Here is a 25986-nt window from a genome sequence, read left to right on the forward strand (position 1 = left end):
AGCCATGGATATGCAGACCTCTTTTCTCGACCGGCTCTTCGAATCCGGCCTGCTGATCGACACCGGCGTTGACGGTCTCTATGGCCGCAGCGGCCAGTTCGAAGATGTCATCACCGCCTTCGAACGGCTGATCGATACGTTCGGCGGCGCCGACGGCGCCGAGGCGATGCGTTTTCCGCCCGGCATGAACCGCGCGCTCTTCGAAAAGAGCGGCTACATGAAGAGCTTCCCGCAGCTGGCCGGCACCGTGCACAGTTTCTGCGGCAGCGAGCTCGATCATATGAGCCTGCTTGAATGCATGGAGGTCGGAGACGACTGGACCAAGGGCCAGCAGGCGACCGATATCGTGCTGACGCCGGCTGCCTGCTACCCGCTTTATCCGACAGTCGCCAAGCGCGGCAACCTGCCGAAGACCGGCGGCCTGTTCGATCTGCAGTCCTATTGCTTCCGCCACGAACCGTCGAACGATCCGGCCCGCCAGCAGCTCTTCCGCATGCGCGAATATGTCTGCATGGGAACTGAGCAGCACGTCACCGATTTCCGCCAGAAGTGGATGGACCGCGGCCTCGAAATGATGAAGCAGGTCGGCCTCGACGTGACCATCGACGTTGCCAACGATCCGTTCTTCGGCCGCGCCGGCAAGATGATGGTCAACAATCAGCGTGACCAGAACCTGAAGTTCGAACTGCTGATTCCGATTACCTCAGTTGCCAAGCCGACCGCCTGCATGAGCTTCAATTACCATCAGGACTCCTTCGGACTGAAGTGGGGCCTCAATCTCGAAGACGGCAGCGTTGCGCACACCGCCTGCGTCGGCTTCGGTTTGGAGCGTATCGCGCTCGCCCTCTTCCACCATCATGGTCTCGACGTGAAGGAATGGCCGGCCAGCATACGGAAAACGCTGTGGGGCTGATGACATCGGTGACATCGGTCTTCCCGGGGATAAGTCCGGAAACCTACCGGCAGCACGCGCTGCATTCCGGCGAGCGCGCATGGCCGGAAACCAACTGTTATGTCGATCTCTGGATCGAAGTGCTGGCGACTTCAGGCGCTGCCCCCGAGGCGATGCTGGGTTTCACCCTGGCGCAGGATTTCGAGGGCGACCAATTCACCTTCTTCAAAGTTCCGCTCGAAGATCTCGAAGCGCTCTACGGCATCCGCGCGACCGAGCTTGCGCTCTACGACCGCGTCGAACGGCATGTCGAAGTGCAGATCGCGCGGGGTCGTCTTTGCCTGATCGAAATGGATTCCTTTTATATGCCGGATACCCGTGGCACCGCCTATCGGCAGGAGCACGGGAAGACGACGGTTGCGGTCAACCGGTTGGACGTTGCGGCAAAGCGCGTCGAATATTTTCACAATGCCGGCTATTTCCACCTCGAAGGCGAGGATTTCGACGGGCTGTTCCAGCAGCAGCTGACGGAGAGCGACCCGCCGTTCCTCCCCTATACGGAATTTGCGCGTTTTCCGGAAAAGCCCGCCGATGAAGCGCATCTTCGCGCGACCGCGCGGCGCCTTGCAGGTTTTCACTTCGCCAGGCGCCCCCGCCAAAACCCGCTCCGCGCCTTTGCCCGCGTCTTCCCGCAGCAGGTGGAAGCGGTGGCGGAGCGGCCGTTCGGATTCTTCCACAAATACGCCTTCAACACGCTCCGTCAGGTGGGCGCCAATTTCGAGCTGGCGGCTGATTATCTGAGCTGGCTGTCCTCAACCGAATTCGCGGCGGCCGCCGAGGATGCCCGGCGAATTTCCGACGCGGCGAAATCCGTGCAGTTCCAACTTGCCCGCGCTGTCGCCCGCAGGAAGTTCGAGCCGCTTCAGGCGGCACTTGATCCGGCCGCCGATGCATGGGATTCCATGATGGCATCGCTTGCGGAGCGAATCTGAGGCCGGAGATCAGACAATGCGGGGGCGTTTGGCAAGCATCGGAGCCCGGGAAAGCGTGCTTTCCGAAGGCTGGAATCTGGTCCTGACGGAGCCGGGCGCCTGCGCCGTACCGCACGATATTCATCTTTCCGCGCAGTTCATTCCTGCCCCCGTCCCGGGTACCGTTGCGGCAGCGCTTGAAAAGGCCGGGCTGTTTGACCGGGAAAATCCCGAGCCGCTGAACACGAAAGACGCCTGGTATCTCTGCCGGCTTTTTGATGCCGAACCCGGCGAAGCAATTCTGCGTTTCGGCGGGCTTGCCACGGTTTGCAATGTCTTCCTCAACGGCGAAGAAATCCTCTTTTCCGAAAGCATGTTCACGGCGCACGAACTCCCGGTGACACTCCTGGGGGGTGACGAGTTGGCGCTCTGCTTCCGAGCGCTCGGGCCACGCCTGTCCGAGCCCGGCCCGCGGGCGCGCTGGCGGCCGCAGATGATCACGCCGGTTGGTTTGAAGAATTTCCGCACGACGCTGCTCGGCCATATGCCGGGCTGGTGCCCCGATATTCACGCCGTCGGGCCGTGGCGGCCGATCTCACTGGTGCAACGCGATACCGTGTCGATCGATAATGTCTCCATCCGCGCGGTCCTGGAGGAAAACGGCGTCGGCCGGCTGAGCGTCTCCCTGCATACCAATGCCGAAGATCCAGCAATGCTGCTGCGCTGCGCCGGCATGGAGCAGCCCTTCGAGAAGATTGGCGAAAATCATTACTCGGCTATCCTCAAGCTGTCCGATATCGAGCCCTGGTGGCCGCATACGCACGGCACACCGCGTCTTTATGAAATGACGCTGGTTTTTGACGGCGCGGAATATTCGCTCGGCAGGACCGGCTTCCGGCGCATCGACGTCGACCGCTCTGCCGATGGCGAAGACTTCTCGCTCATTGTCAACGGCGAGCGCATCTTCTGCCGCGGCGCAGTTTGGACGACTGCCGATATTGCGCGGCTGCCGGGAGGGCGGGCGGATTATGAACCGTTCCTGGGACTTGCCTCCCAAGCCGGCATGAACATGATCCGCATCGCCGGCACCATGGCTTACGAGACGCCTGATTTCTTTGCGCTCTGCGACGAGCTCGGCCTGCTCGTGTGGCAGGATTTCATGTTCGCCAATTTCGACTATCCGCGCAACGACAAGGCGTTTCTCGGTCATGTGCATGCCGAGGTCGAGGAATTCCTGCACGGCGTCCAGGCGTCACCTTCCCTGGCGGTGCTTTGCGGCGGCAGCGAGATCCACCAGCAGGCGGCGATGCTCGGCCTGCCTATGGAATTCTGGAGCGGGCCGGTCACCGACGAGATCATTCCGGCCATCGCCGCACGCATGCGTCCCGACGTGCCCTATGTTCCAAACTCGCCTCATGGCGGAGCGATGCCGTTCTCGCCCAATTCAGGCGTCGCGCATTATTACGGCGTCGGCGCCTATATGCGGCCGATTGCCGACGCCCGCCGCGCCGATGTGCGCTTTGCCTCGGAATGCCTTGCCTTTGCGCATGTGCCGCAGCAAAGGACGCTGCAGCGCCATCTCGACGTCCCCGCCGTCCACAGCCCGCTGTGGAAGGCGCGTGTGCCCCGCGACCGCAGCGCATCGTGGGATTTCGAGGATGTGCGCGACTTCTATCTGGAGCTTCTCTACGATTTCGACCCGGCCCGGCTGCGGCGCGAAGATCTGGAACGATATCTCGATCTTTCCCGCGCCGTTACCGGCGAGGTGATCGAGGAATCCTTCGCCGAATGGAGGCGCAAAGGCTCCGGCTGCAACGGCGCGCTGGTCTGGACGCTGCAGGATCTGCTGCCCGGCCCCGGCTGGGGCGTCATCGATTCCACAGGGGAGCCGAAACCCGTCTGGTATGCGATGCGCCGCGCCTTCCGGCCGATCCAGGCGGTCTTCACTGATGAGGGAACCAATGGTCTCGACGTGCATGTCATCAACGAGACGGACAGCGCCCTCGACCTGGAACTCGAGGTCCTCTGCCTGCGCAATGGAAGGCAACAGGTCGTCAGCGGCAACATGGGGCTCAAGCTGGCGGCAAGGAGCGTGGAACGTTTTGCCTGCACCGCGCTGTTCGGCGCTTTCTTCGATACGACCTATGCCTTCCGTTTCGGTCCGCCGGCGCATGACGCAAGCGTCGCTCGGCTGCGCTCCCTCGCCGACGGCGTCGTTCTCGCAGAAAGCTTCCACTTCCCCTGCGGACGAGGCAAGGCGCTGCATGACGCCACGATCGAGGCATCATTGGCCAAGGACGGCGACGACTGGGTCGTCGATCTCAGGAGCGATCGGCTGGCGCAATCAGTGCATATCGACGTGGGCGGTTATAGGCCCGACGACGACTGGTTCCACCTTGCTCCGGGTGCATTGCGGCGCGTGAGGCTCCATCCACTACCCGGCACGGAGAGCGATGCTCCGCCGACGGGCGAAATCAGAAATCTGGGCAGTTCACGACGCGTCGGGTTCGCGGGCTAGAGTATGTCGTGCAAACTATGCTGCCTGCTAAGAATGATACAAATCCACCGAAAGATCGTGATTTGAGAAAGACATACCGCTTTCTGCGCGCCCACGTCCTGCAGCGCCTTATCCCACGGTCGCGTGTCGCCTTCAATCCCCGCAAGCCGGTGGAGATCATCGGCTATCTCTCGATGCCTGTCGGCGTCGGCGAATCGGCAAGGCTTTGCGCCGGCGCTCTTTCCGAGGCCGGGCGGGCGATTTTGCTATCCGACGTCAGCACGCATCCGGATGAGAAATCCTTCGCCGGATGGGCGCCGCCGCATGTTTCCAACGACCTGCCGGGAAGCCGGATCTGGCATCTCAATCCGCCGATGCTGCCGCGCGCCATCGCGAAGAAAGGGCTCGCGAATTTTACCCGCACTTTCAACATCGGCTATTTCGCCTGGGAGCTCGAGGTCGTGCCTGCGGAATGGCGCAATGGGCTGCGTTACATGAATGCCGTCTTCGTACCCTCGGAATTCACCAGACGGGCGATTGCGCCGCTGACGGCGGCACCCGTCATCGTGGTTCCGCATCCCGTAACCGAGAAGCCGGCGACGGAGGGCATGCGGGAGAAGTTCGGCGTCGAGAAAGATGCCTTTCTCGTCAGCTTCATCTTCAGCGCCGGCTCTTCGATCAACCGAAAGAACCCGCAGGCGGTGATCGAGGCCTTCAGATTGTTCAGCGCCGAATGCCCGAGCGCCTTTTTGCTGATGAAGGCGAGCGGCGATATCGGCAGGGATGAGGGCTTGCGCGAACTGATTGCTTCGGTCGCCGGCAACGCCCGCATCAAGATCGTCACGGACAAGCTCTCGAACGCCGAGATCAATGGCCTTATCCGCTCTTCCGACGCTTATCTTTCGCTGCATCGCTCGGAAGGCTTCGGGCTGACTGTAGCCGAGGCGATCATGCATCGCACCCCGGTCGTTTCCACCGCCTGGTCAGGGACCGAAGATTTCTGCGATCCCGAGAACAGCTGGCTGGTCGCCTCTCCCCTCATTCCCGTCGTCGATTGCCATCCAGAATTTGCGGGGTTGCCGAGCGCGGTCTGGGCGAATCCCTCTCCTGAAATCGCGGCCGCGCATCTCGGCGATATCTTCCGTGCGCCCGAGCGCGCACGAGAGAAGGCCACGAAGGCGCGGGAGTTCCTGCTGCGCTACCTCGCAGAGAACAGCTATGAGAAGGCGCTCCAGAAGCTGGCGGCGATGCAGGCCAGCTAAGGTGACGTCCTCACTCCGCTTTATTTTAACATTTTCGCATTAGAGATGGCGGGTATGCGGCTTAGAGCACATCGCGCAAAAAAATGCGCAGCGGTTGCGATAACGATAAGCGTAAAAACAAAGAGCTAGAGCGTGAGAAGCGAATCTGAAGGATCGCAACGCGCTTTGGGTCGATCCTGACGGATGGACAGATGTCGAAGGGTATTATCGCAAATTCGGTGATGAATGCGGCGGCAGGCATGCTGCTTTTGCTGACGGGCTTCGTTTCCTCAATCATCACCGCGCGGCTGCTTGGGCCGGAGGCCAACGGCATCGTCGCCTTCTCGCTTTGGCTGGTGATGACAGGTGCCTCGATCGCCGAGCTTGGGTCCAGCATCACGCTGTTGAAGACCCTGCCGCAGCTTTCGGCGGAGGGCTATGACGCGCGCCGGCGGCGGGGGTTCGCCGCCATTCTCGTCAGCTTCATGATATTTTCGACGGTGCTGCTGCTGGCGCTCTACGCCCTGTTTTTCCTGACTTCCGAGGAGATGCACTGGGCGGAAACCGCGCCTTCCGTCGCGCTCGTCACCGGCGCGCTGTTTTTCGTCCAGGCGATCGGGTCTTTCGTCAAATTCTACCTGATCGGCGAAAAGAAGCTCGGCACCTTCTTCAAGCTGACAGTTGCGGTCTCCATCATACAGCTCGCCGGCGTCGCCGCCGGCGCCGTTCTCTATGGCGTCGAGGGCGTTCTCGTCGGTTATGCACTTGGCCAGCTCGTGCTGTTTTTCGCCACACTGCCGATCCTTCTTGCACGGCGCGACTGGTGCGGGGTTTCGCTGAAGTATCTCGCCTCCTCCTCGGTCATCCTGTCGATCCAGTTCATCATCGATTCCATCTTCCTCAACCGGCTCGAACTGCTCTTCCTGCAGCAGTTCTGGTCGGTGGAAATGGTCGGCTATTATGCGGTCGGCCTGTCGATCGCCAACATTGCGCTGCAGCTGCCGATCCAAATGACCGGCAGCCTGCTGCCCTATTATTCCGAACGGCGGCACAGCAGCGACGATTCGACCCTGCCCGTCGAGGTCTTCGCCGCCGTCACGCGCAGCATGGCCTATATCGTGCTGCCGATGAGCTTCGGGCTTGCCGCGATCTCCAGCGAACTGGTGCTCGTGGTGTTCGGGGAAGCTTTCCGCCGCAGCGGCACGGTGGTCGCGCTGCTCGCGCTCGTCGCGCCTGCCTATACCTTTATGCAGATCCTCAGCCTCTATCTGCTGTCGATGGACAAAGCCCGCTCCCGCCTCAACATCAGTGTGATAGGTGGCCTCCTCATGGTAGCGGGTTGTTTACTGATCATACCTAGGCTTGCCGCCGAGGGGGCCGCACTCGTGCGCATTCTCGTGTTCGTGGCGATGTCGGTGATGATGATCAGACAGACAGGATTCGGGTCCCAGCTTTCGGGTCTCTACGCAAGCCTGACGAAGGTGACGCTCGCCGCCATATTGTGCGCCTGCGCGGCGATATCGGTGCTGGAATTCGTCCAAGGCCTGATCGGTCTTGTCTTCGCGATTATCGCCGGTACGCTCGCCCATTTCGCAGCACTCCGGGTGCTGCGGGCCGTGCCTGCCGAGGATGTCGAGGTCATGCGCTCCATTGTCGAAAAGATGCCGTCGGCGCTGCGGCGGTCGGTCGGCCGCGTTGTCGACTTCATCGCGCCGGGGCGCCCCGGCGATCCCGACCGCGCCAAGGTCGCGCCCGGCGAATTTTCGCTCGAACCGGCCGAAGGTGCGGGACGCAACGCCGCCTTGCCTGTCGTCTTCGACGGCACGATCGGCCTGTTCATGCCTGAAAATCCTGAGACCAGGAAGCGCTCGGCCGCGGTGCTCTTCGTCAGCCCATGGGGCTTCGAGGAAATGTGCAGCCGCAAATTCTTCCGCGTCGCGGCCGAACATTTCTCCGATATTGGTGTACCCAGCCTGCGCTTCGATTACCGCGGCACTGGCGATGCGCTCGATTTCGGGGCGCTGCCGGCAAAGCTGGAAACCTGGGAAAACTCGATTCGCGCGGCGGCCGCCAAGCTGAAATCGCTTACCGGCTGCGACCGCATCATCCTGATCGGACAAGGTCTTGGCGCAACCCTTGCCCAGCGCATCGGCTCCTCGATCGATGGCGTCGACAGCCTCGTCATGCTGGCGCCGGTGCTAAGCGGCCGCGCCTATCTGCGTGAACTCAACATGTGGTCCAAGATCATCGACGCCGATCTCGGCCTCGGCCAGCAGCACGTGCAGGCGGCAAAGGTGCAGATCGCTGGGCTTGTCATGCCGGAAGAGATCGCCGCCGAGCTCGGCAAACTCAACATCGGTTCGCCGCAAGGGTTGGCAGCGTCGCGTTATCTGATCTTGGAACGCCCGGTCAGGGCGGAGGATACCGGCTTTGCCGATGCGCTGAAGGCGCTTGGCGCCGATGTCGAACAGAAAGTCTTCGACGGCTATGACGAGCTCGTCACCAATCCGCTCTTCGCCAAGACACCCATGGCCGTCGTCGAGCTTCTGACGGCTTGGCTGAAGGCGACGACGGCGGAGAGATCCGCCGCGCATTCGCCGGCAGCGATCGAAACCACGCCGCTTGCCGGCGAAGGTTTCGTGGAAACACCGGTGCGTTTCGGAAGCCACGATCATCTGGTCGGTGTCGTCAGCCGGCCGCTCGGAGAGATCAAGGGCAATGCCGTGCTCTTCCTGTCGACTGCTTATGACCGGCATGCCGGATGGGGGCGGACGACAGTGGATATGGCGCGGGAACTCGCGCGCCAGGGCGTCGTTTCTCTGCGCTTTGATTCCGCCAATGTCGGCGACAGTCCGCCGCGGCCGGATGCGCCGGAGCAGGTGCTTTACTCGATGACGCAGACCGACGACGCGATCGCCGCTCTCGATCTGCTCGAAAGCGTCGTTGCCGGCCCCGTCATGGTCGCCGGCCGGTGCAGCGGCGGCTATGTCGCCTTCCGCGCCGGCGTCGCCGACGAGCGGCTGAAGGCGGTCGTCTCGATCAATCCCTTCGTCTATTACTGGGATCCGAAGGTGCCGGTGCGCCGCGAGCATGTCGTCTCCGTTCCCCGCAGCCTCGACGATTACGGCCAGCGCCTGGCGCGGCTCGACACGCTGAAGCGGCTTCTGCGCGGGCAGGTGGACGTGGTGTCGGCACTGCGAAACATCGTCATCGCCGGCGGCCGGCGACTGTCGCCCTTCATCGCGCCCTTGCTCGAACTGCTTCCCGACAGGCGTCACATCGCCCGCGAGGTCCGGCAGTCCTTCGCCCTGTTCGGCAAGCGCAAAGTGCCGCTGACGCTGATTTACAGCGAAGGCGACGTCGGCCTCGACCATGTCTATTTCCATTTCGGCCCGCGCGGCGCCAGACTTTCCCGCTATCCCAATGTGCGGCTGCTGATGCTGCCGGATGCCGACCACAATCTGACGCCGCCGCAATCACGCAAGTTCGTGCTCGACGAGATCGTTCGTCTCGCCAGAGCGTAAGCAGATCTTCCGGCAGGCGGGGATCAGAGGCTTTCCGCGGCGACGATATCAAGCGATCTGTAGAGATCGATGTAGCGCCCGGCGACGATATCCCAGGAATAGCCGCGAGCGGCGTCGAGAAGCTCCGAGCGAACGGCGTCCTGTCGGCGCGCAAGGTCGTCATAGACCGATTCCATGGCGGCCGCGGCGGTCTGCGGACTGGTGAAATCGGCAAGCCTGATGATGGGATGCCGGCCGGCGAGCGTTTGAAAGGCATCGTTGGCGTTCAGCACCGGCAACAGGCCGGCGCTCATCGCCTCCAGCGCCACCAGCCCGAAACCTTCATATTCCGAGGCGGAGGCGAAGAGTGAAGCCTCAGTGATGATGCGGCGGATGGTATCATTGTCTGGCGACACGTGCAGGGTGACGCGGCCGGTCAGGTTCCGGCTTTCGATCTCGCCTTCGATATCCACCCGGTTCAGGTCGGATTCGGCCCCGACAATGTCGAGATGCCATTCCGGATCGCCGCTCTTCAGCACCGCCATCGCGTCAAGCAGGTGGTCCAGCCGCTTGTTCACCGAAAATCGGCCGATGGTGACGATGCGGCGCCTTGCGCGACGCGACGCGGTATCGGCGAACTTGCCGATATCGGCGCCGTTCTCGATCAGCACGCTATCAGGCGCGATCTCGGAGAACTGCTTGAGATCGGAGGCGCTGCAGCAGACGACGCGGCGATAGGCCCTCGCCGAGACGCGGGTCAGCGTGCGGAACCATATCTTCTTGATCGCCGCGTATTTCCTGGTGTGGAAGAAGCCGCCATGGGTGGTGACGATCATCGGTTTGCCGTGCAGCATCCGGCCCCAGGCGAGCGCGTCGAAGAAGAAGTCGATGGCATGGACGTGCAGCAGATCGGCATCACCGAGATGGCGAAAAACCTCCAGCGCCAGCGGATAACGGCTGCTGCCGGACCAGGGGATGCGCACCACCTCCATGCCGTCGATATTCTCCCGAGCCGGCAGCCTATCCTCAGGCGCGGTGAACAGCGAGTTCAGCGTGACGACGCGGACACGATAGCCACGCCGGAGGGTCTGGCGGCTGAGATTGGCGACGACGTCTTCCAAGCCGCCGCGATTGGGCAGGAACTGGCGTACGACATGGACGATCAGCGGAGCCGTTTGCGGCTGCGGATTCTCGCACGCCCTATCTGCCTCGACGATCGCCATTTTCCACCTATCGCTGCGCATGCCAAAACGCGTGTTGGCGCGGATTTTATAGCAGCGACCAGATATCGCAGGCGTTAAGGCGTGGTTTCAGCGACGTCCTGGGGAAGCGATTCTTCGCGACAGGGTTAACCGTGTCTGACGGGAATTCAGAAGGCTTTGAAGGTGAGCGTCGTCAACGACCGGACGATGCCCGGAATATTGGCGATATTGTCGTTGATGAATTTGCCGATGTCCTGGCCTTCCTCGATATAGACCTTCAACAGCAGATCGTAATCGCCGCTTGTGGAATAGAGCTCCGAGACCAGCTCGGTCTGGTAGATGGCGTCGGCGACCTCATAGGTCTTGCCGGGTGCGCATTGGAGCTGGACGAAGATCGGCTTCATGGAAATTTCCTGCAACGTTGTTTGGCGCGCATAATGGTCGAAAGCACCATGCCGATGCAAGCCGTTCCTCACGCGGCCGGGCGCGCGGCCGCTTCCGCGACGATCCAGTCGCGAAAGGCGGCAAGCGGCGCATAATCGGCGCGCTCGCTGGGAAAGGCGAGATAATAGCGCTCGCGGCTCTCCATCTCCCGGCCGACGGCGGCGACGAGATCGCCGCGCTTGAGCTCTTCCTGCATCAGGAATGTCGGCAACAGCGCCACCCCGAGGCCGGCGATCGCCGCTTGCGCGGCGGTGGCGAACTGGTCGAAGAGCATACCGTTCACGTTTTCGAAGGAAACGCCGTTGCCGGCGAACCATTGCTCCCAGGCGTCAGGGCGCGTCGTCAGATGCAGAAGCGGTACGGCAAGCAGATCCTCTGGCCGCGAAATCCGGTGCTGTTTCAGAAAATCAGGACTGCAGGCCGGCACCGTGCGCTCCGACATCAGCAAGGTCAGTTCCGCGCCGGGCCAGTGCGGGTGGCCGAAGTGGATCGCGGCGTCGATCGAATCGAGCCGGAAGTCGAAGGGCGAAAGCCGGGTGGCGAGGTTGATGGTCACACCGGGATTGGCGCCGAGAAAGCGCCCTAGGCGCGGCGCCAGCCAGCGTGTGCCGAAGGTCGGCAGGATGGCGAGATTCAGCGTGCCGCCATGCGGATTGGCGCGCAGGTTCAGGGAGGCGCTCGAGATGCGCCGCAGCGCCTCGCGAATCTCCCGGGCATAGCTGTCGCCGGCCAGCGTCAGCCGCATGGTCTGGCGTTCGCGCAGGAAGAGTTCGACGCCAAGCTGCTCCTCCAGCGCGCTCACCTGACGGCTGACGGCGCTCTGCGTCAGATCGAGCTCGCGCGCCGCCGCGGTCACGCTGCCCGTACGGGCGACCGCCTCGAAGGCGGCGAGGTGCGAAATCGACGGCAGGAAACGTCTTGAAGCGCGCATTGTCATTCTGTCATTCCGTTTCAGAATGGGCTATTTCCGAAATATCGATATTTTCGGCTTTCTAGAGATTGTAAAGAGTTTCATCCTGCAAAAACGGAATGAGCCGGAGTTTTCCAAGATGCCGCAAGCCTTCGTTTCCACAGACCGTATCCGTTCGCTATTCACCGAAGCGATGTCGCAGATGTACCGGACGGAGGTGCCGCAATACGGCACGCTGATCGAACTGGTGGCGGATGTGAATGCCGGCTTCCTCGAAAGCAATCCGGATCTACGCGAGCGCCTGGCGCGTGCCGGTGAGCTTGATCGCATCGATGTCGAGCGCCACGGCGCCATCCGGCTCGGTACGGCGGAAGAGCTTTTCACCATACGCCGGCTGTTTGCCGTCATGGGTATGCAGGCGGTCGGTTATTACGATCTTTCGGTTGCCGGCGTACCGGTTCACTCCACCTGCTTCCGGCCGATCGACGAGACGGCGCTCAACATCAATCCTTTCCGCGTCTTCACCTCGCTGCTGCGCCTGGAACTGATCGAGGATGAAAGCCTGCGTCGGGAGGCCGAAACCATTCTGGCAGCGCGGCGCATCTATACGCCGCGCGCCATCGCACTGATCGAGCGCCACGAGCAGAATGGCGGCCTGACCGAGGCGGAAGCGACCGAATTCGTCGCCGAAGCGCTTGAAACCTTCCGCTGGCACGGCGAGGCGACGGTCAGTGCCGAAACCTACAAGCGCCTGCACGACGCGCATCGTCTGATTGCCGACGTCGTCAGCTTCAAGGGGCCGCACATCAACCACCTGACGCCGCGCACGCTCGATATCGATGCCGTGCAGGCCCGAATGCCGGAACGCGGCATCACGCCCAAGGCCGTGATCGAAGGGCCGCCGCGCCGGCAATGCGATATCCTGCTGCGGCAGACGAGCTTCAAGGCGCTGGAGGAGGCGATCGTCTTCTTAGGAGACGAGGGCGCGGTCCAGGGTACGCATACCGCCCGCTTCGGCGAGATCGAACAACGCGGCGTGGCGTTGACGGCGAAGGGCCGGACACTCTACGACCAGCTGCTGGCTTCTGTGCGCGGCGAAGTGCAGGTCGGCGCCGGCGGCGCCAAGGCCGGCGCCTATGATCAGGAACTGGCCGAGCGCTTCAAGGCGCTGCCGGACAGCTGGGATGAGCTGCGCAGGCAGGATCTCGCCTTCTTCCGTTATTCCGCCACACCTGCCGGCATCGAAGCTGCCGTGGCCAGCACGTTGCCGCGCGATCCCGAAGCGCTGATCGCCAAGGGCTACCTCGCCTTTGCGCCGATTGTCTATGAAGACTTCCTGCCCGTCAGTGCGGCCGGCATCTTCCAGTCGAATCTCGGCACCGACCAGCAGCAGAATTATGCGACGCGCTCGAACCGCGACGCCTTCGAGACCGCACTCGGAGCGACCGTTCAGGACGAACTGGCGCTTTATGCGGAACGGCAGGCCGCGTCGCTGGATGCCGCGATGGAGGCGCTCGGGCTCACGGGCCTGCAGCTGAGGACCGTTGCGTGAAATCACCGCTTCAACACCTGTTCTTATGCGCTAGAGTATTCCGGTTTCAATCCGATCGGACCGTGCCATGCTGAATGATCCGCGCTCCCACGGCCTCTGGGAAAAGACCGCAGGCAAACCGCCGGCGACCTCGGCTCTCCAAGGCGCGGTGCCGGTCGACGTGGTCATCGTTGGCGGTGGCTATACCGGTCTTTCCGCAGCCCTGCATCTTGCCGAAGCCGGGTCGAAGGTGGTGCTCCTGGAGGCGAAAGAGATCGGTTTCGGCGGCGCGGGGCGCAATGTCGGCCTGATCAATGCCGGCATGTGGGTGATGCCCAACGACCTGCCCGGCGTGCTCGGCCCAATCCATGGCGAACGCCTGCTCGAATTGCTCGGCAATGCGCCGAAGCTCGTCATGGAACTGATCGACAAACATGGAATCGCCTGCGAACTCGAACGCAACGGCACTCTGCACTGCGCCGTCGGCGCCGACGGGCTGAAGGAGGTCGAGGAGCGCGCGGCGCAATGGTCAGCCCGCGGCGCGCCCGTCGTGCTGCTCGATGCAGCTGAGACGGCCAAGCGCACCGGCAGCGAGGCCTATGCCTGCTCACTGCTCGACATGCGCGCCGGAACGCTGCAGCCGCTTGCCTATGCGCGCGGCCTCGCCCATGCCGCCGTCAAGGCGGGCGTCGTCATCCATACATCGAGCCCCGTCATCGCAACGGAGCGTCGCGGCAGCCGCTGGACCGTGAAGACGGAGAGCGGCGAGGTCAGCGCGGAATGGATCATCGTCGCGACCGATGCCTATAGCACCGGCCCATTCGAGCAGGTCCGCAACGAGCAGGTCTATCTGCCTTATTTCAATTTCGCCACCGTGCCGCTCGGCCACAATCTGCGTCAGTCGATACTGCCGGGGCGGGAAGGCGCGTGGGATACCAAGGATATTCTGTCCTCCTTCCGCATGGATCAGGCTGGACGGCTCGTTTTCGGCAGCGTCGGCGCGTTGCGCAATACCGGGCTTGCGGTGCACAAGGGCTGGGCCAAGCGCGCCTTGAAGCGGCTCTTTCCCGATATCGGCGACGTCGAATTCGAATGCGAATGGTACGGGCAGATCGGCATGACCGACAATGCGCTGCCGCGCTTTCACAAATTCGCCCCCAATGTCATCGGCTTTTCGGGCTATAATGGCCGCGGCATAGCCCCCGGCACGGTCTTCGGCCGAACTCTGGCCGAACATATTCTCGGCCGGCTTGCCGAGGCCGATCTGCCGCTGCCGCTGACGTCACCCACCGAACCGAGCTTCCGTGCGCTCAAGGAACTATGGTACGAAGCCGGCGCTCAGGTCGCCCATTTCGCCGATGCCCGCTTCTGAGAACCGACAGCGCTCCTGAGAACAATAAGATTGGAAACACGACAATGACCATCGCCGTCCTCGACCTCGCCACCGAAACCGCCAAGCTGCTCGCCGAACTCGGCGTCGATGCCGGCCGCTATCATGGCGGCACGCTGTCCGTCGCCTCGCCGGTCACGGGCAAGGAAATCGGCAAACTCAGAGAACATTCCGTCTCCGAAACGAAAACGGCGATCGAAGAGGCGCATAAGGCTTTCCTCGAATGGCGTTCCGTGCCTGCGCCCAAGCGCGGCGAGCTGATCCGCCTGCTCGGAGAGGAGCTGCGCAGCGCCAAGACGGCGCTCGGCCGCCTCGTCTCGATCGAAGTCGGCAAGATCACCTCCGAAGGCCTCGGCGAGGTTCAGGAGATGATCGACATCTGCGATTTCGCCGTCGGCCTGTCGCGTCAGCTCTATGGCCTGACGATCGCCACTGAGCGCTCCGAACACCGGATGATGGAAAGCTGGCACCCGCTGGGCGCAATCGGCATCATTTCCGCCTTCAACTTCCCGGTCGCCGTCTGGTCGTGGAACGCAGCGCTTGCGATGGTCTGCGGCAATTCCACCGTCTGGAAACCGTCGGAAAAAACGCCGTTGACCGCGCTTGCCGTGCAGGCGCTGTTCGAAAAGGCCCTGAAGCGCTTCGTCGCCGAGGGCGGCAAGGCGCCCGCCAATCTGTCCACCTTGATCATCGGCGGCCGTGAGGTCGGCGAGGTGCTGGTCGACCACCCGAAAATCCCGCTTGTATCAGCCACCGGCTCGACGGCCATGGGCCGCGCCGTGGGCCCGCGCCTGTCGCAGCGTTTTGCCCGCGCCATCCTCGAACTTGGGGGTAACAATGCAGCGATCGTCTGCCCGAGCGCCGATCTGGACCTGACGCTGCGCGGCGTCGCTTTCTCCGCCATGGGAACGGCTGGCCAGCGCTGCACGACGCTGCGCCGTCTCTTCGTCCATGAAAGCGTCTACGACCAACTGGTGCCACGCCTGCAGAAGGCCTACGGCTCGGTCACCATTGGCAATCCGCTGGAAGCCGGCACGCTTGTGGGACCGCTGATCGACGGCCAGGCTTTCGAGAAGATGCAGGCAGCGCTTCGCGAGGCGGCATCGGTCGGCGGCAAGGTGACCGGCGGCGAACGCGTCGACAATGGCTCGGCCGATGCCTTCTACGTACGTCCCGCGCTTGTCGAAATGCCCGCGCAGACCGGCCCGGTCGAGCACGAGACCTTCGCCCCGATCCTCTATGTGATGAAATACAGCGATTTCGACGCAGTGCTGGACTTGCACAATGCCGTGCCGCAGGGATTGTCGTCGTCGATCTTCACCAACGACATGCGCGAGGCGGAAACCTTCGTTTCGGCGCGCGGCTCGGATTGCGGCATCGCCAACGTCAACCTCGGGCCTTCGGGAGCCGAGATCGGCGGCGCCTTCGGCGGCGAAAAAGAGACCGGCGGCGGGCGCGAATCCGGCTCCGACGCTTGGAAGGCTTACATGCGCCGCGCGACCAACACGATCAATTACGGCAGCACGCTGCCGCTCGCCCAAGGCGTCAAGTTCGACGTCGAATAAGCATCTCGAAAAAGGCGATGCTGGCCGAGCGTCGCCTTCTGGCTGAATCGAGATTTCTTCCCTCGTGGTTTGAATCATAGGGTCAAGATATTTTGATGCTCTTTCCCGGCGGCGAAACTTGAAATAGCTTGTCCAGAAAAATATACGCCTCTTACCCCGCCGGGTGACATTGCCATGGAGGCCATCATGACTGTTGCTGTTAACCGTTTTCCCCACCTGCTGGCGCTCGCCGCTTCGCTTCTCACCGCCACGGCGCTCGCAGGCGGCGCCAATGCGCAGGACGAAGGCCTCGTCGTCTACAACGCCCAGCACGAAAGCCTCGGCCGCGAATGGATCGATGCCTTCACCAAGGAGACCGGCATCAAGGTCACCATGCGACAGGGCAGCGACATGCAATTCGCCAACCAGATCGTCCAGGAAGGCGATGCTTCTCCCGCGGACATATTCCTGACGGAGAATTCGCCGGCCATGGCGCTGGTCGATGGAGCGGGTCTCTTTGCGCCGGTCGAAAAGGAAACACTGGACCAGGTCCCGGAGCAGTATCGCCCGGCCGACGGCATGTGGACCGGCATCGCCGCCCGCACCACGGTTTTCGTCTATGACAAGACGAAGCTCAGCGAAGACAAGCTGCCGAAGTCGTTGCTCGACCTGGCCGATCCGGCCTGGAAGGGCCGCTGGGGTGCAGCACCCGCCGGCGCCGACTTCCAGGCTATCGTCGCCTCCCTGCTGCAGTTGAAGGGCGAAGACGCCACCAAGGCATGGCTGAAGGGCCTCAAGGACAACGCCACCCCCTACAAGGGCAACAGCGTCGCCATGAAGGCCGTCAATTCAGGCGAAGTCGAAGGCGCGGTCATCTACCATTATTACTGGTTCGGCGATCAGGCCAAAACCGGCGAGAACAGCAAGAATGTCGGGCTGCACTATTTCAAGAACCAGGATCCGGGCGCTTTCGTCAGTGTTTCGGGCGGCGGCGTCCTGAAGTCCACCCAGCACATGAAGGAAGCCCAGGCTTTCCTGAAATTCGTCACCGGCAAGGCCGGCCAGGCAATTCTCAAGGACGGCACGTCCTATGAATATGCCATCGGCAAGGATGCACCCTCTAACGACAAGCTCACTCCGCTGGCCGATCTCAACGCTCCAAAGGTCGAAGCTTCCACCCTCGACAGCAAGAAGGTCGTGGAGCTGATGACGGCCGCGGGTCTTATCTGACCTTCTGCCGCAGGCTCCTTCCGGCCAAAACTATTGCTTTTGGGTCAAGAAAACCTTAGGGCATGACGATATCCGGCAACCGTCCTCTCGAAGGCGGTTGCCTCACTTTTTCAGCGTGTGAAGGCATCGGCCTTGCTGCAGGACAACAGATTGCTCGCATCCGGCAACGATGCGCCGGCCGCGCCCCGGACCATGCGAATGGTTTTGCCGCGCGGGCGCATGCCGCACGCTTCCGTGGTGCTTCTCGCAACCGTCCTCGCGATCTTCAGCCTCGTGCCGCTCGGCTTCATCGGCTGGGTCACCTATGATGTCGGCTGGGAAACGGTGAAGGCGCTGGTCTTCCGGCCGCGCGTCGGCGACCTTCTCGTCAATACGGTTCTGCTGGAATCGATTACCATTCCGCTGTCGGTCGCGCTTGCCGTGACGCTTGCCTGGCTAACCGAGCGCACGGATATTCCATTCGCCAGGCTCTGGGCCTGGCTGGCGATCGCGCCGCTCGCGGTGCCCGCCTTCGTGCACAGCTATGCCTGGGTCAGCCTCATTCCCGGCATGCGCGGCCTTCAAAGCGGCGTCTTCGTTTCGGTCATCGCCTATTATCCCTTCCTCTATCTGCCGGTTGCCGCAGCGCTGCGCCGTCTCGATCCGGCCATCGAAGATGCCGCGGCCTCGCTTGGTCTCGATCCCTGGCGCGTCTTCTTCCGCACCGTGCTGCCGCAACTGCGGTTTGCCGTTTGCGGCGGCTCGTTGCTGATTGCGCTGCATCTGCTGTCGGAATACGGCCTGTTCGTCATGATCCGGTTCGATACTTTCGCAACCGCGATCGTTGACCAGTTTCAATCCTCCTACAACAGCCCGGCCTCCAACATGCTCGGCGGCGTTCTCGTCGCTTGCTGTCTTTTCCTGCTCGGCCTCGAAATTCTCTTGCGCGGCAATGAACGCTATGCCCGCGTCGGTTCCGGCTCGCCGCGTCCGGCCGATCGCCGGCGTCTCGGCTGGTTCGTGATCCCGGCCATCCTGCTGCCTTTAGTCCTGGCGGTGCTGACGCTCGGCGTGCCGTTGATGACGCTCGGCCGCTGGCTCTATCTCGGCGGCAGCGAGATCTGGCGCATCGAGGTCGGCAGCGCCTTCGTGCAGACGATCGTTCTTGCCGTTGCCGGTGGCGTGCTGGCGACGATTGCCGCAGCACCCATGGCCTGGCTCTCCGTGCGCGCGCCCGGGCGCTTCCAGCGCGTGCTCGAAGCCTGCCATTATTATGTCGGCTCGTTGCCGGGCGTCGTCGTGGCGCTGGCGCTGGTGACGATCACCGTACGCCTGGTGCTGCCGCTCTATCAGACCTTCGCAACGCTGCTCGTCGCCTATGTCATGCTTTTCCTGCCGCGCGCCATGGTCGGGTTGCGCGCCAGCATTGCCCAGGCACCGGTGGAGCTGGAGCGAGCCGCGATGGGCCTTGGCCGAACCCCAGGTCAGGCCGTACGGCAAATCACCATGCGGCTTGCCGCACCGGGAGCAGCCGCCAGCGTTGCCTTGACTGCACTTGGTATCACCAACGAACTGACGGCGACGCTGATGCTCTCGCCCAACGGCATCGATACGCTGGCGACGAAATTCTGGTCGCTGACGAGCGAGATCGATTATGTCTCGGCCGCCCCCTACGCCTTCATGATGGTCGTGCTGTCGCTGCCGCTCACTCTGACGCTTTATGCCCAATCGAAACGGACCGCCGGCCAATGACACTGCTCACGATCGAAAACATCAGCAAGCGTTATGGGCCCGTCCAGGCGTTGCAGCATATTTCGCTCGACGTTCAGGCCGGCAGCCGCACCGCCGTCGTCGGCCCGTCCGGCTCGGGCAAGACGACGCTGCTGCGCATCATCGCCGGCTTCGAGCAAGCCGATGCCGGCAAGGTTACACTGGATGGCGACGTGCTGGCCGATGGCCCGGCGGCGGTGCCGGCTCACAAGCGGGGCATCGGCATCGTCTCGCAGGATGGCGCGCTGTTTCCGCACTTGAGCGTGGCCGAGAATATCGGCTTCGGTTTTGAACGGGGTGCGGCCGATCGTGACCGGCGCATCGCCGAGCTGCTCGATTTGGTCGAGCTCGACCGCGGCATGCTGGCGCGGCGCCCGCACCAGCTTTCCGGCGGTCAGCAGCAGCGCGTGGCGCTCGCCCGCGCGCTCGGTCGCAAGCCGCGGCTGATGCTGCTCGACGAGCCATTCTCGGCGCTCGATACCGGCTTGCGTGAAAACATGCGCAAGGCCGTCGCGCGTGTGCTGCAGGCGGCCGGCATCACCGCCGTTCTCGTGACGCACGATCAGGAAGAGGCGCTGAGCTTTGCCGATCAGGTCGCGGTCTTGAGGGAAGGGCGGCTGATCCAGGCCGGATCGCCGCAATCCCTGTATCTGCATCCGAGGGATCGCGAGACCGCGCTGTTCCTCGGTGATGCGGTGCTGCTTCCGGCCATCATCCGGAACGGCGAGGCCGACTGCGCCCTCGGCCGCGTCGCCGTCGAGGGCAGCCGGCAAGGTAAGGCGGAAATCATGCTGCGGCCCGAGCAGATCCGTGTCATTGCTGATGGAAGCAATCGCGACTATGGCGGGCGGGTGGTCGAGGTGGAGTTCGGCGGCGCGGTCTGCACCGTCGCCGTCTCGCTGGATGGCGTTGCCCTGCCGCCGATTCGGATCAAGACCTCGAGCGTCGCCCTTCCCTCGCGAGGCGACCTCGTTCGCCTGGATATATCGGGCAAGGCGCACGTCTTCGAGCGCTAAGCATGATCTAACCGGCCCTGCGCACCAGCTCTTGCGGCTCGATGCCCTCAAGCCAGCCACCGGTAAAGCCGGCGCGCTCGAGCCCGAGGCGGATGACCGGCGATTGGCGCATCAGCTTCCAGATGAAATCGGAACGCTCGTTTTCCACGGTCATGACGACAAGCCCCTGGTCGATGCCGACGGTTCGGTCGTCGACCCAGCCTTCCGGCCGTTTGGTCTGGACGGTGGGATTGAAGCCGCCGGGGAAGCCGCCTTCCAACAGCAGGTTAGGATAGGTGGTCAGAAGCGCCTTGGTGCCGTCGAGGGCCGCCTGCCGGTCATAGGGCAGGCAGGCAAGCGCGGCCCAGGGTGCGATCGTGCCGTCATCGGGTCCGAGTGGGGCGCCGCGTGCGGCATAACCCAGGACCTTGGGCTGGCGGCCGCCGCGCATGCGCCGGGTCGGCGGTGGGCCGTCACAGGCGGTAAAGCCCCAGACATTCCTGTTGTATCCGACGAAACCGCCGGGATTGCGCTCGGCATAGTCACGCTGCATGTTGATCACGACCTGGGTATTGCGGAAGTAATCCCAGTTACGCTCCGTCATCGGCCTGTCCTGAATGCCGCGGAAATCGATCCAGGCATGCGAGAAGAGGTGAATGAACAGCGGACCGGCATAGAGATACGGCTGGTCACCGAACGTCATCCAGGAATAGCTCGATGTGAAGGCGTCGTAGCTCGACTGCGGAATGGGATGCGTCGGCGAGGCGAGCGCCAGCGCATAAAGGATGATAGCCTCGTCGAAGCCGTGATAACGCCAGCGCAGGAAACCAGATGAGGGCTTCCAGCCCATGGAAATGGTGTCACCCTTGTTCAGCGCCCAGCGCCAGTCGACACGTTCGTAGATGAAGGTTGCGAGTTCACGGATTTCTGTCTCCGTCTCGTCGTCTTCGCGATTGAAATATTGCGCTGATGTCAGCACGCCGGCGATGAGCAGCGCGGTGTCGATCGTCGAAAGCTCGCTGTTCCAGGCGCGGTTGCCGCTATCCATATGGAGGAAATGGTAGAAGAAGCCGCGATGGCCGGTCGCATGGCGCTCCTCGCCCTGGCGTGCCTCGGCGAAGAAACGCAGCGTATTGACCGTGCGCTCGGCTGCTTCCTTGCGGGTGATCCAACAACGCTCGACAGCAACGGGATAGGAGGAAAGAGCGAAGCCGACAGCCGCAATGCTGGCCGGCACGCCGCCGATCGAGGTATCGGCCACCAGGCCATTTTCGGGATTGGAATATTTCAGGAAGTACTTGAAAGCCGAATGCTGCAGCCTGTCGATGAGGGCTGCATCAATGTCTTCGATCCGTTGCAGCATAGGCTCCTACCCAACTGTTGCACCGCCCCATGCTTGAACATGGTGGTCGTCCCCGGGCAAATCAAACCTTTTTGATTCGCAAGGATAAGAGAACACAAACGGAGGCGATTGGTCGTTAACAATTATCGGTGAAATAATATCTAGCATAAGTCATATAAGCGGTGCAGCAAAAGGACGGCTGCGCACCGCACCGGCACAGCGGATTTCCGGCAATGCTTGAAGCCTTGCAAGCCCTCTGCGAAGCGGCCGCTATCGGCCGACTGCATAGGCCTGCATGAGGCGCGGGGTGGCTGCGGCGCGCATAAGCCCGTCGGCATCGCGCCGTGCGGCGGTCAACCGGCCGATCGTCCAGGCATCTGTGATCGTGAGCTTGTGGCCCTTTCGGGCGAGCGCGTCGAGCACATCAGGACCGAAATTCGCTTCCGCCATCAGGCTGCCGGGTTCGCGGGTGCGCGGATAGAAGGAGCTCGGAAAATGAGCGGTGTGAAAGAGCGGCTGATCGATTGCCGCCTGCAGGTTCAACTTGTGATTGACGTGGCGAAGGAAGAAGGAAAGCTGCCATTGCTCCTGCTGATCGCCGCCCGGCGTGCCGAAGGCAAGGGCTGGGCGGCCTTCATGGAGGCCGAGGGAGGGCGTCAGCGTCGTGCGCGGCCGTTTTCCCGGAGCAAGCGATGTCGGCAAACCTGGCTTTAGCCAGAACATCTGCGCGCGCGAATTGAGGCAGAAGCCGAGGCCCGGCACGGTGGGCGACGACTGCAGCCAACCGCCGGACGGCGTGACGGAGACCATGTTGCCCTCACGGTCGATCACGTCGATATGTACGGTGTCGCCGCGCTTTTCAGACAGATGCGCCATGGTGGGCTCGTAGACGGCGCCGGTCTTGGACTCGGCGCCGAGCATCTTCATCGTCAGATCATGCTGCGCTTCGAAACCCGGAATGATGCCGGGGCGAAGGTCGAAGGAGGCATCCGCGCCGACGAGTTTTCGGCGTTCGGAAGCGTAGCTCTCCGACAGCAGATGTGCGACGGGGATCTCGGAAAAACTGGGATCGCCGTAATAGACCTCGCGGTCGGCAAAGGCGAGTTTCATCGCTTCGACGACGGTATGAACGAAATCGGCGCCATCCGATCTTATCGCGGCGAGGTCGAAACCCTTCAGGATCGACAGGGTCTGCAGGAAGACCGGCCCCTGGCCCCATGGCCCGGTCTTGGCGATCGTCCAGCCGTGATAATCATAGGTCAGCGGCGCCTCGATCGTCGCCGACCAGTTGGCCATATCGTCTGCTGTCAGCACGCCCTTGTGGCGGCTTCCGCTTGCATCCATCACCTCGGCGGCCTTAATATACTCATCGATCATTTCGGCGATGAAGCCGCGATAAAAGGCGTCGCGCGCCGCTTCCACCTGCGCCTCCCGACCGCTTTTCGCCTCGGCCTCGGCAATGACGCGCTTCCAGGTCGCAGCAAGCACCGGATTGCGGAAGTTCGCATGCGCCTCGGGCACGAGGCCACCAGGCATCCAGGTTTGGTAAGAGGTCGGCCATTCCTTCTCGAAGAAAGTCGCCAGCCCCTTGATGGTGGCCGAGACGCGCGGCAGCAGGGGATGGCCATGCTCCGCGTAGTAGATCGCCGGTTCCAGCACCTCGCGCAAGCTCATCGTGCCGTAGTCGCGCAGCATCAGCATCCAGCCGTCGAAGGCGCCGGGAATGACCGTCGCAAGCAGGCCGTCACCGGGGATAAGCGTCAGGCCTTCCCTCGTATAGTGCTCGATCGTCGCACCGGCGGGTGCTGGCCCTTGGGCTGAGATGACCTCGACCTTGTCCTTCTTCTTTGAATAAATCACCGCCGGCAGGTCGCCACCGGGGCCGCAGAGATGCGGCTCGACGATCTGCAGCACGAAACCGGTCGCCACCGCCGCATCGAAAGCGTTGCCGCCCTTTTCGAGAATGCTCATGCCGACCGCCGAGCCGATCCAGTGCGTCGAGGTGACGACGCCGAAAGTGCCGAGAATTTCAGGACGGGTCGTAAATCCGGTCATGCCGAACATCCTTTTTGGCCGAACCATATCGTTCTGCTCGATTGAGCCTCAAATGCGATGCGAACGAGCGGAGAAGAAGACCTGCGGCTCGAAGCCAAAATCCTTGTCGAAGGGATAGGTCGGACGCTGCTTGCGCAGCCGCGGCAGGCGCTCGACGAACTGATCGACCACGCCCTCCGACAGCGCCATCAGGTTGGGATTGGCGATCGGCGCCAGTTCCGGCGAGAGATAGCCCGATTTGACGACGACGATCTTGGCTGCGTGCGGATTGAGGCCGAGCCGGGTGAAATCGGCGATATTGTGGTAGGGCCGCCGCTTGGCCGAAAGCACGAGATCGATGCCGTCGATCGAAACGACTGCCTGCCGATCGGCGGGGTCGGGGGTCTCATGCAGGAATTTGACGGTGAAGCGGGCATGGACCGGTCTGCTGCCCTTGGTATCGAGTGAGGCGCCGACGCTCAAGGCAAGCTCCGCACCGACACCTGCCGCATAACAGGCCTCGGTCGCCGCCTTGTCGGCGATGCCGGCAAATACGACACCGTCGGCACCTCTTGCTATCAGCTCGGCCAAGACATCGGCCCGGTCTCCGACGCCGCCGCCGGTCGGGTTGTCGCCGGATTCGGCGAGCACGACAGGAGCGGTCGGGCTGGTGATCGCTTTGGCAACGCATTCCTCGACTGAACCTGTCTCGCAGCCGAAGACGAAGTCTTCGCGGGCATCCCAATAGGCCTTGGCGAGACGTCTCGCCTCGCGCTCCAGCACGGCACGATCGGTACCGGTCATGATAGCGGCGGCCGTGGCGCGCGGTTCGTCGGCCCAGACGTAACCGACCATCAGCGATGCGTCCCAGACGCCATCAATGACATCGATCTCGGGCAGCCTGGCATAGAGGCTCTTAGCCGGCTCATCCACGGTGCTGGTGCGCTCTCCCGGCAGGACGACCGGGATCGGCGCCCAGAGAACGAACGGCCTTGTGCCGGTTTTCAAGCTCTTGACCAGCATCGAGACCGAGCGGCGCATCGTCTCCTCGACATCAATATGCGGGGCGGTGCGATAGGTGGAGTAGATGTCGAGCGCATCGATGATGCGCTGGGTGACGTTGCCGTGCAGGTCGTAGCTTGCCGAGACGGTGCATGCCTCGCCGACGAGCGCGCGGGCCGCACTGATCCAGTCGCCTTCGGCATCCTCCATGCCCTCGACATACATGGCGCCGTGCATGGCAAGATAGAGGCCATCGAGCGGCAGCAGCGGCTTCAGCCCCTCGAGAAATTCGCTCTTGAAGCCCTCATAGGTGGCACGCGATACCGGCCCACCGGCAATGGCGCGGGCATGGATCGTCGGCAGGAACTCGGCACCATAATCCTTCAGGAAGGCGAAATAGGGTGATTCCATCAGCCCCTCCCCGCGCAACACCCGAAAATCCTTCTCCTCGTTCAGAACGGGATTGTATGTGCTGCACTCGATATGAATGCCGCCGACGGCGATGCGCATGGGAAACCTCGATTGAAAGTGGGAGCGATCAGGACTTGACGGGCGACGATGAGATGAAGGTGAAGACGGAGGCGATTTCTGCAGACGTGCCGCCATTATCCGACCCTGATGATAGTTCGCAAAACGAGCCGATCAACTGGATTGCATGACAAAATCGATCCGGATCGATCCTAAAATATCTTTTCAGTGACTGCCGGGGAAGAAATTACGTCGACGTGCGGGCAAGATCGCTCACCAGGCGCAAAGCGACCGCGACGTCGGCGTCAACAGTGCGACATCGATACTCCGCCAGCACCGGCTGTCCATCCATGGATAAATCTGCGCCGTCCAGATCGGGTTCTGCCGCAATCGGTGCTGGTAGGCGGCTGCACCGCTTTGATCCGCGTGAGCTTCAAACCAGACGAACACCGTTTCTCCCTCGCGAACCGGCAAGCGAGGAAAACCGTTCCTGTTTCGCTCGGCCATAAACACCGCCTCGATCCGCGCACCGGCCGCCAACATGGCCGGCATCGCCCTGTCGCGGAAAAATTCCGAAAAATCTTCCTCCGTTCCGGGTGCGAGCGAGCAGATATTCACGACGATCAGCCCTTGTGCTCCCGCGCGCTCCGCCTCTTTCTGCCTCGGCAGGTTATGCGCAAATGGAAGAACGCCGGCCGCCGGCTTCAGCAGCAGAACATTGTCGGAATTCAGCATCGTCGCGTTGGCGGCCGATCCATGCTGCTTCCAGACCGGGCCCGAATAAAAGGATGCGAGCGCATCCGTTCTGGCGTCCATGTTCTTGAAGGATCGAACCCACACAAAGCAATCGGGATCGCCGAGATCGCGAAATTCCCCTTCGACGCGCATGCCCAGCGCCTCCTGGGGCTCAACGAACTCGCGATCGAACAGCTCGATCAATGCCTCTCTGCGCGCGGGAAGAAGCCGATAGCGCCGAAGTTCGAATACGATATGAGGGTTCATGGCTTTTCCTGACAGGTCGATCATCCTGTTATAGACAGG

General features: G+C 62.5%; 18 protein-coding genes. 11 read left to right on the top strand and 7 right to left on the bottom strand.

Translation table 11 applies throughout. The features are described from left to right. Positions 1–4: 4 nt before the first annotated feature. The 5 genes from FFR93_RS32465 to FFR93_RS32485 all read left to right on the top strand — a co-directional run bounded on the left by FFR93_RS32465 (position 5) and on the right by FFR93_RS32485 (position 9125). Entirely contained in the window at positions 5–913 is a 909-nt protein-coding gene (locus tag FFR93_RS32465) for an amino acid--[acyl-carrier-protein] ligase (RefSeq protein WP_138396238.1), read from the top strand. Continuing rightward, entirely contained in the window at positions 904–1884 is a 981-nt protein-coding gene (locus tag FFR93_RS32470; protein WP_171049290.1) for a DUF1839 family protein, read from the top strand. The genes FFR93_RS32465 and FFR93_RS32470 overlap by 10 nt, the downstream gene beginning before the upstream one ends. 16 nt (positions 1885–1900) lie before the next feature. Next, positions 1901–4381, top strand: a complete 2481-nt coding sequence (locus FFR93_RS32475) for a glycoside hydrolase family 2 protein (protein ID WP_138396239.1) — start codon at positions 1901–1903, stop codon at positions 4379–4381. 62 nt (positions 4382–4443) lie between these two features. Then, positions 4444–5622: a glycosyltransferase family 4 protein gene (locus FFR93_RS32480; protein ID WP_138396240.1), complete on the top strand. Its 1179-nt coding sequence runs from the start codon at positions 4444–4446 to the stop codon at positions 5620–5622. A gap of 191 nt (positions 5623–5813) precedes the next feature. Beyond that, positions 5814–9125, top strand: coding sequence for an alpha/beta fold hydrolase (locus tag FFR93_RS32485; protein WP_138396241.1), 3312 nt, complete (start codon positions 5814–5816; stop codon positions 9123–9125). Positions 9126–9148: 23 nt separating this feature from the next. On the opposite strand, the gene FFR93_RS32490 is transcribed toward FFR93_RS32485, so the two are convergent. The 3 genes from FFR93_RS32490 to FFR93_RS32500 all read right to left on the bottom strand — a co-directional run bounded on the left by FFR93_RS32490 (position 9149) and on the right by FFR93_RS32500 (position 11687). Next, positions 9149–10327, bottom strand: a complete 1179-nt coding sequence (locus FFR93_RS32490; protein ID WP_138396313.1) for a glycosyltransferase family 4 protein — start codon at positions 10325–10327, stop codon at positions 9149–9151. Positions 10328–10473: 146 nt separating this feature from the next. Beyond that, on the bottom strand, positions 10474–10710 hold the full coding sequence (locus FFR93_RS32495; protein WP_003567502.1) for an Lrp/AsnC ligand binding domain-containing protein: 237 nt from the start codon (positions 10708–10710) through the stop codon (positions 10474–10476). A gap of 68 nt (positions 10711–10778) precedes the next feature. Continuing rightward, positions 10779–11687: a LysR family transcriptional regulator gene (locus tag FFR93_RS32500; protein WP_138396242.1), complete on the bottom strand. Its 909-nt coding sequence runs from the start codon at positions 11685–11687 to the stop codon at positions 10779–10781. Positions 11688–11799: 112 nt separating this feature from the next. Here FFR93_RS32500 and FFR93_RS32505 point away from each other — a divergent pair, with 112 nt between their 5' ends. From FFR93_RS32505 to FFR93_RS32530, 6 genes are all read left to right on the top strand, one after another. Then, on the top strand, positions 11800–13212 hold the full coding sequence (locus tag FFR93_RS32505; RefSeq protein ID WP_138396243.1) for a VOC family protein: 1413 nt from the start codon (positions 11800–11802) through the stop codon (positions 13210–13212). 67 nt (positions 13213–13279) lie between these two features. Next, positions 13280–14563, top strand: a complete 1284-nt coding sequence (locus FFR93_RS32510; protein ID WP_138396244.1) for an FAD-binding oxidoreductase — start codon at positions 13280–13282, stop codon at positions 14561–14563. A gap of 44 nt (positions 14564–14607) precedes the next feature. Then, on the top strand, positions 14608–16146 hold the full coding sequence (locus tag FFR93_RS32515) for an aldehyde dehydrogenase family protein (protein ID WP_138396245.1): 1539 nt from the start codon (positions 14608–14610) through the stop codon (positions 16144–16146). 186 nt (positions 16147–16332) lie between these two features. Further along, positions 16333–17355 (top strand): iron ABC transporter substrate-binding protein, encoded by a 1023-nt coding sequence (locus FFR93_RS32520; protein ID WP_138396246.1) that lies wholly within the window; start codon positions 16333–16335, stop codon positions 17353–17355. Positions 17356–17505: 150 nt separating this feature from the next. Further along, positions 17506–19086, top strand: coding sequence for an iron ABC transporter permease (locus FFR93_RS32525; RefSeq protein WP_138396314.1), 1581 nt, complete (start codon positions 17506–17508; stop codon positions 19084–19086). Further along, a complete protein-coding gene (locus FFR93_RS32530; RefSeq protein WP_138396247.1) occupies positions 19083–20120 on the top strand; it encodes an ABC transporter ATP-binding protein in 1038 nt (345 codons plus the stop codon). Before FFR93_RS32525 ends, FFR93_RS32530 begins: the two co-directional genes overlap by 4 nt. Before the next feature lie 7 nt (positions 20121–20127). Here FFR93_RS32530 and FFR93_RS32535 read toward each other — a convergent pair whose 3' ends face one another. The 4 genes from FFR93_RS32535 to FFR93_RS32550 form a co-directional block, all read right to left on the bottom strand. Further along, positions 20128–21462, bottom strand: coding sequence for a glucoamylase family protein (locus tag FFR93_RS32535; RefSeq protein ID WP_138396248.1), 1335 nt, complete (start codon positions 21460–21462; stop codon positions 20128–20130). Positions 21463–21711: 249 nt separating this feature from the next. Further along, positions 21712–23496 carry a gamma-glutamyltransferase family protein gene (locus FFR93_RS32540; protein WP_138396249.1) on the bottom strand — a complete coding sequence of 595 codons (1785 nt, stop codon included), beginning with the start codon at positions 23494–23496 and terminating at the stop codon, positions 21712–21714. A gap of 48 nt (positions 23497–23544) precedes the next feature. Further along, positions 23545–24987 carry a M81 family metallopeptidase gene (locus FFR93_RS32545; RefSeq protein WP_138396250.1) on the bottom strand — a complete coding sequence of 481 codons (1443 nt, stop codon included), beginning with the start codon at positions 24985–24987 and terminating at the stop codon, positions 23545–23547. Between the two features lie 231 nt (positions 24988–25218). Beyond that, positions 25219–25947 (bottom strand): NIPSNAP family protein, encoded by a 729-nt coding sequence (locus tag FFR93_RS32550; RefSeq protein WP_064708104.1) that lies wholly within the window; start codon positions 25945–25947, stop codon positions 25219–25221. Positions 25948–25986: the final 39 nt, after the last annotated feature.

Origin of the sequence: Rhizobium sp. MHM7A (assembly GCF_005862215.1) — a bacterium.
GTDB classification, from domain to species: domain Bacteria; phylum Pseudomonadota; class Alphaproteobacteria; order Rhizobiales; family Rhizobiaceae; genus Rhizobium; species Rhizobium bangladeshense.

Excerpts from the sequence above, each read along its gene's own strand:
- FFR93_RS32465 (WP_138396238.1), top strand. The coding sequence starts at position 5 with ATGGATATGCAGACCTCTTTTCTCGACCGGCTCTTCGAATCCGGCCTG.
- FFR93_RS32475 (WP_138396239.1), top strand. The coding sequence starts at position 1,901 with ATGCGGGGGCGTTTGGCAAGCATCGGAGCCCGGGAAAGCGTGCTTTCC.
- FFR93_RS32485 (WP_138396241.1), top strand. The coding sequence starts at position 5,814 with ATGTCGAAGGGTATTATCGCAAATTCGGTGATGAATGCGGCGGCAGGC.
- FFR93_RS32490 (WP_138396313.1), bottom strand. The coding sequence starts at position 10,327 with ATGGCGATCGTCGAGGCAGATAGGGCGTGCGAGAATCCGCAGCCGCAA.
- FFR93_RS32495 (WP_003567502.1), bottom strand. The coding sequence starts at position 10,710 with ATGAAGCCGATCTTCGTCCAGCTCCAATGCGCACCCGGCAAGACCTAT.
- FFR93_RS32500 (WP_138396242.1), bottom strand. The coding sequence starts at position 11,687 with ATGACAATGCGCGCTTCAAGACGTTTCCTGCCGTCGATTTCGCACCTC.
- FFR93_RS32505 (WP_138396243.1), top strand. The coding sequence starts at position 11,800 with ATGCCGCAAGCCTTCGTTTCCACAGACCGTATCCGTTCGCTATTCACC.
- FFR93_RS32510 (WP_138396244.1), top strand. The coding sequence starts at position 13,280 with ATGCTGAATGATCCGCGCTCCCACGGCCTCTGGGAAAAGACCGCAGGC.
- FFR93_RS32515 (WP_138396245.1), top strand. The coding sequence starts at position 14,608 with ATGACCATCGCCGTCCTCGACCTCGCCACCGAAACCGCCAAGCTGCTC.
- FFR93_RS32520 (WP_138396246.1), top strand. The coding sequence starts at position 16,333 with ATGACTGTTGCTGTTAACCGTTTTCCCCACCTGCTGGCGCTCGCCGCT.
- FFR93_RS32530 (WP_138396247.1), top strand. The coding sequence starts at position 19,083 with ATGACACTGCTCACGATCGAAAACATCAGCAAGCGTTATGGGCCCGTC.
- FFR93_RS32535 (WP_138396248.1), bottom strand. The coding sequence starts at position 21,462 with ATGCTGCAACGGATCGAAGACATTGATGCAGCCCTCATCGACAGGCTG.
- FFR93_RS32540 (WP_138396249.1), bottom strand. The coding sequence starts at position 23,496 with ATGACCGGATTTACGACCCGTCCTGAAATTCTCGGCACTTTCGGCGTC.
- FFR93_RS32545 (WP_138396250.1), bottom strand. The coding sequence starts at position 24,987 with ATGCGCATCGCCGTCGGCGGCATTCATATCGAGTGCAGCACATACAAT.
- FFR93_RS32550 (WP_064708104.1), bottom strand. The coding sequence starts at position 25,947 with ATGAACCCTCATATCGTATTCGAACTTCGGCGCTATCGGCTTCTTCCC.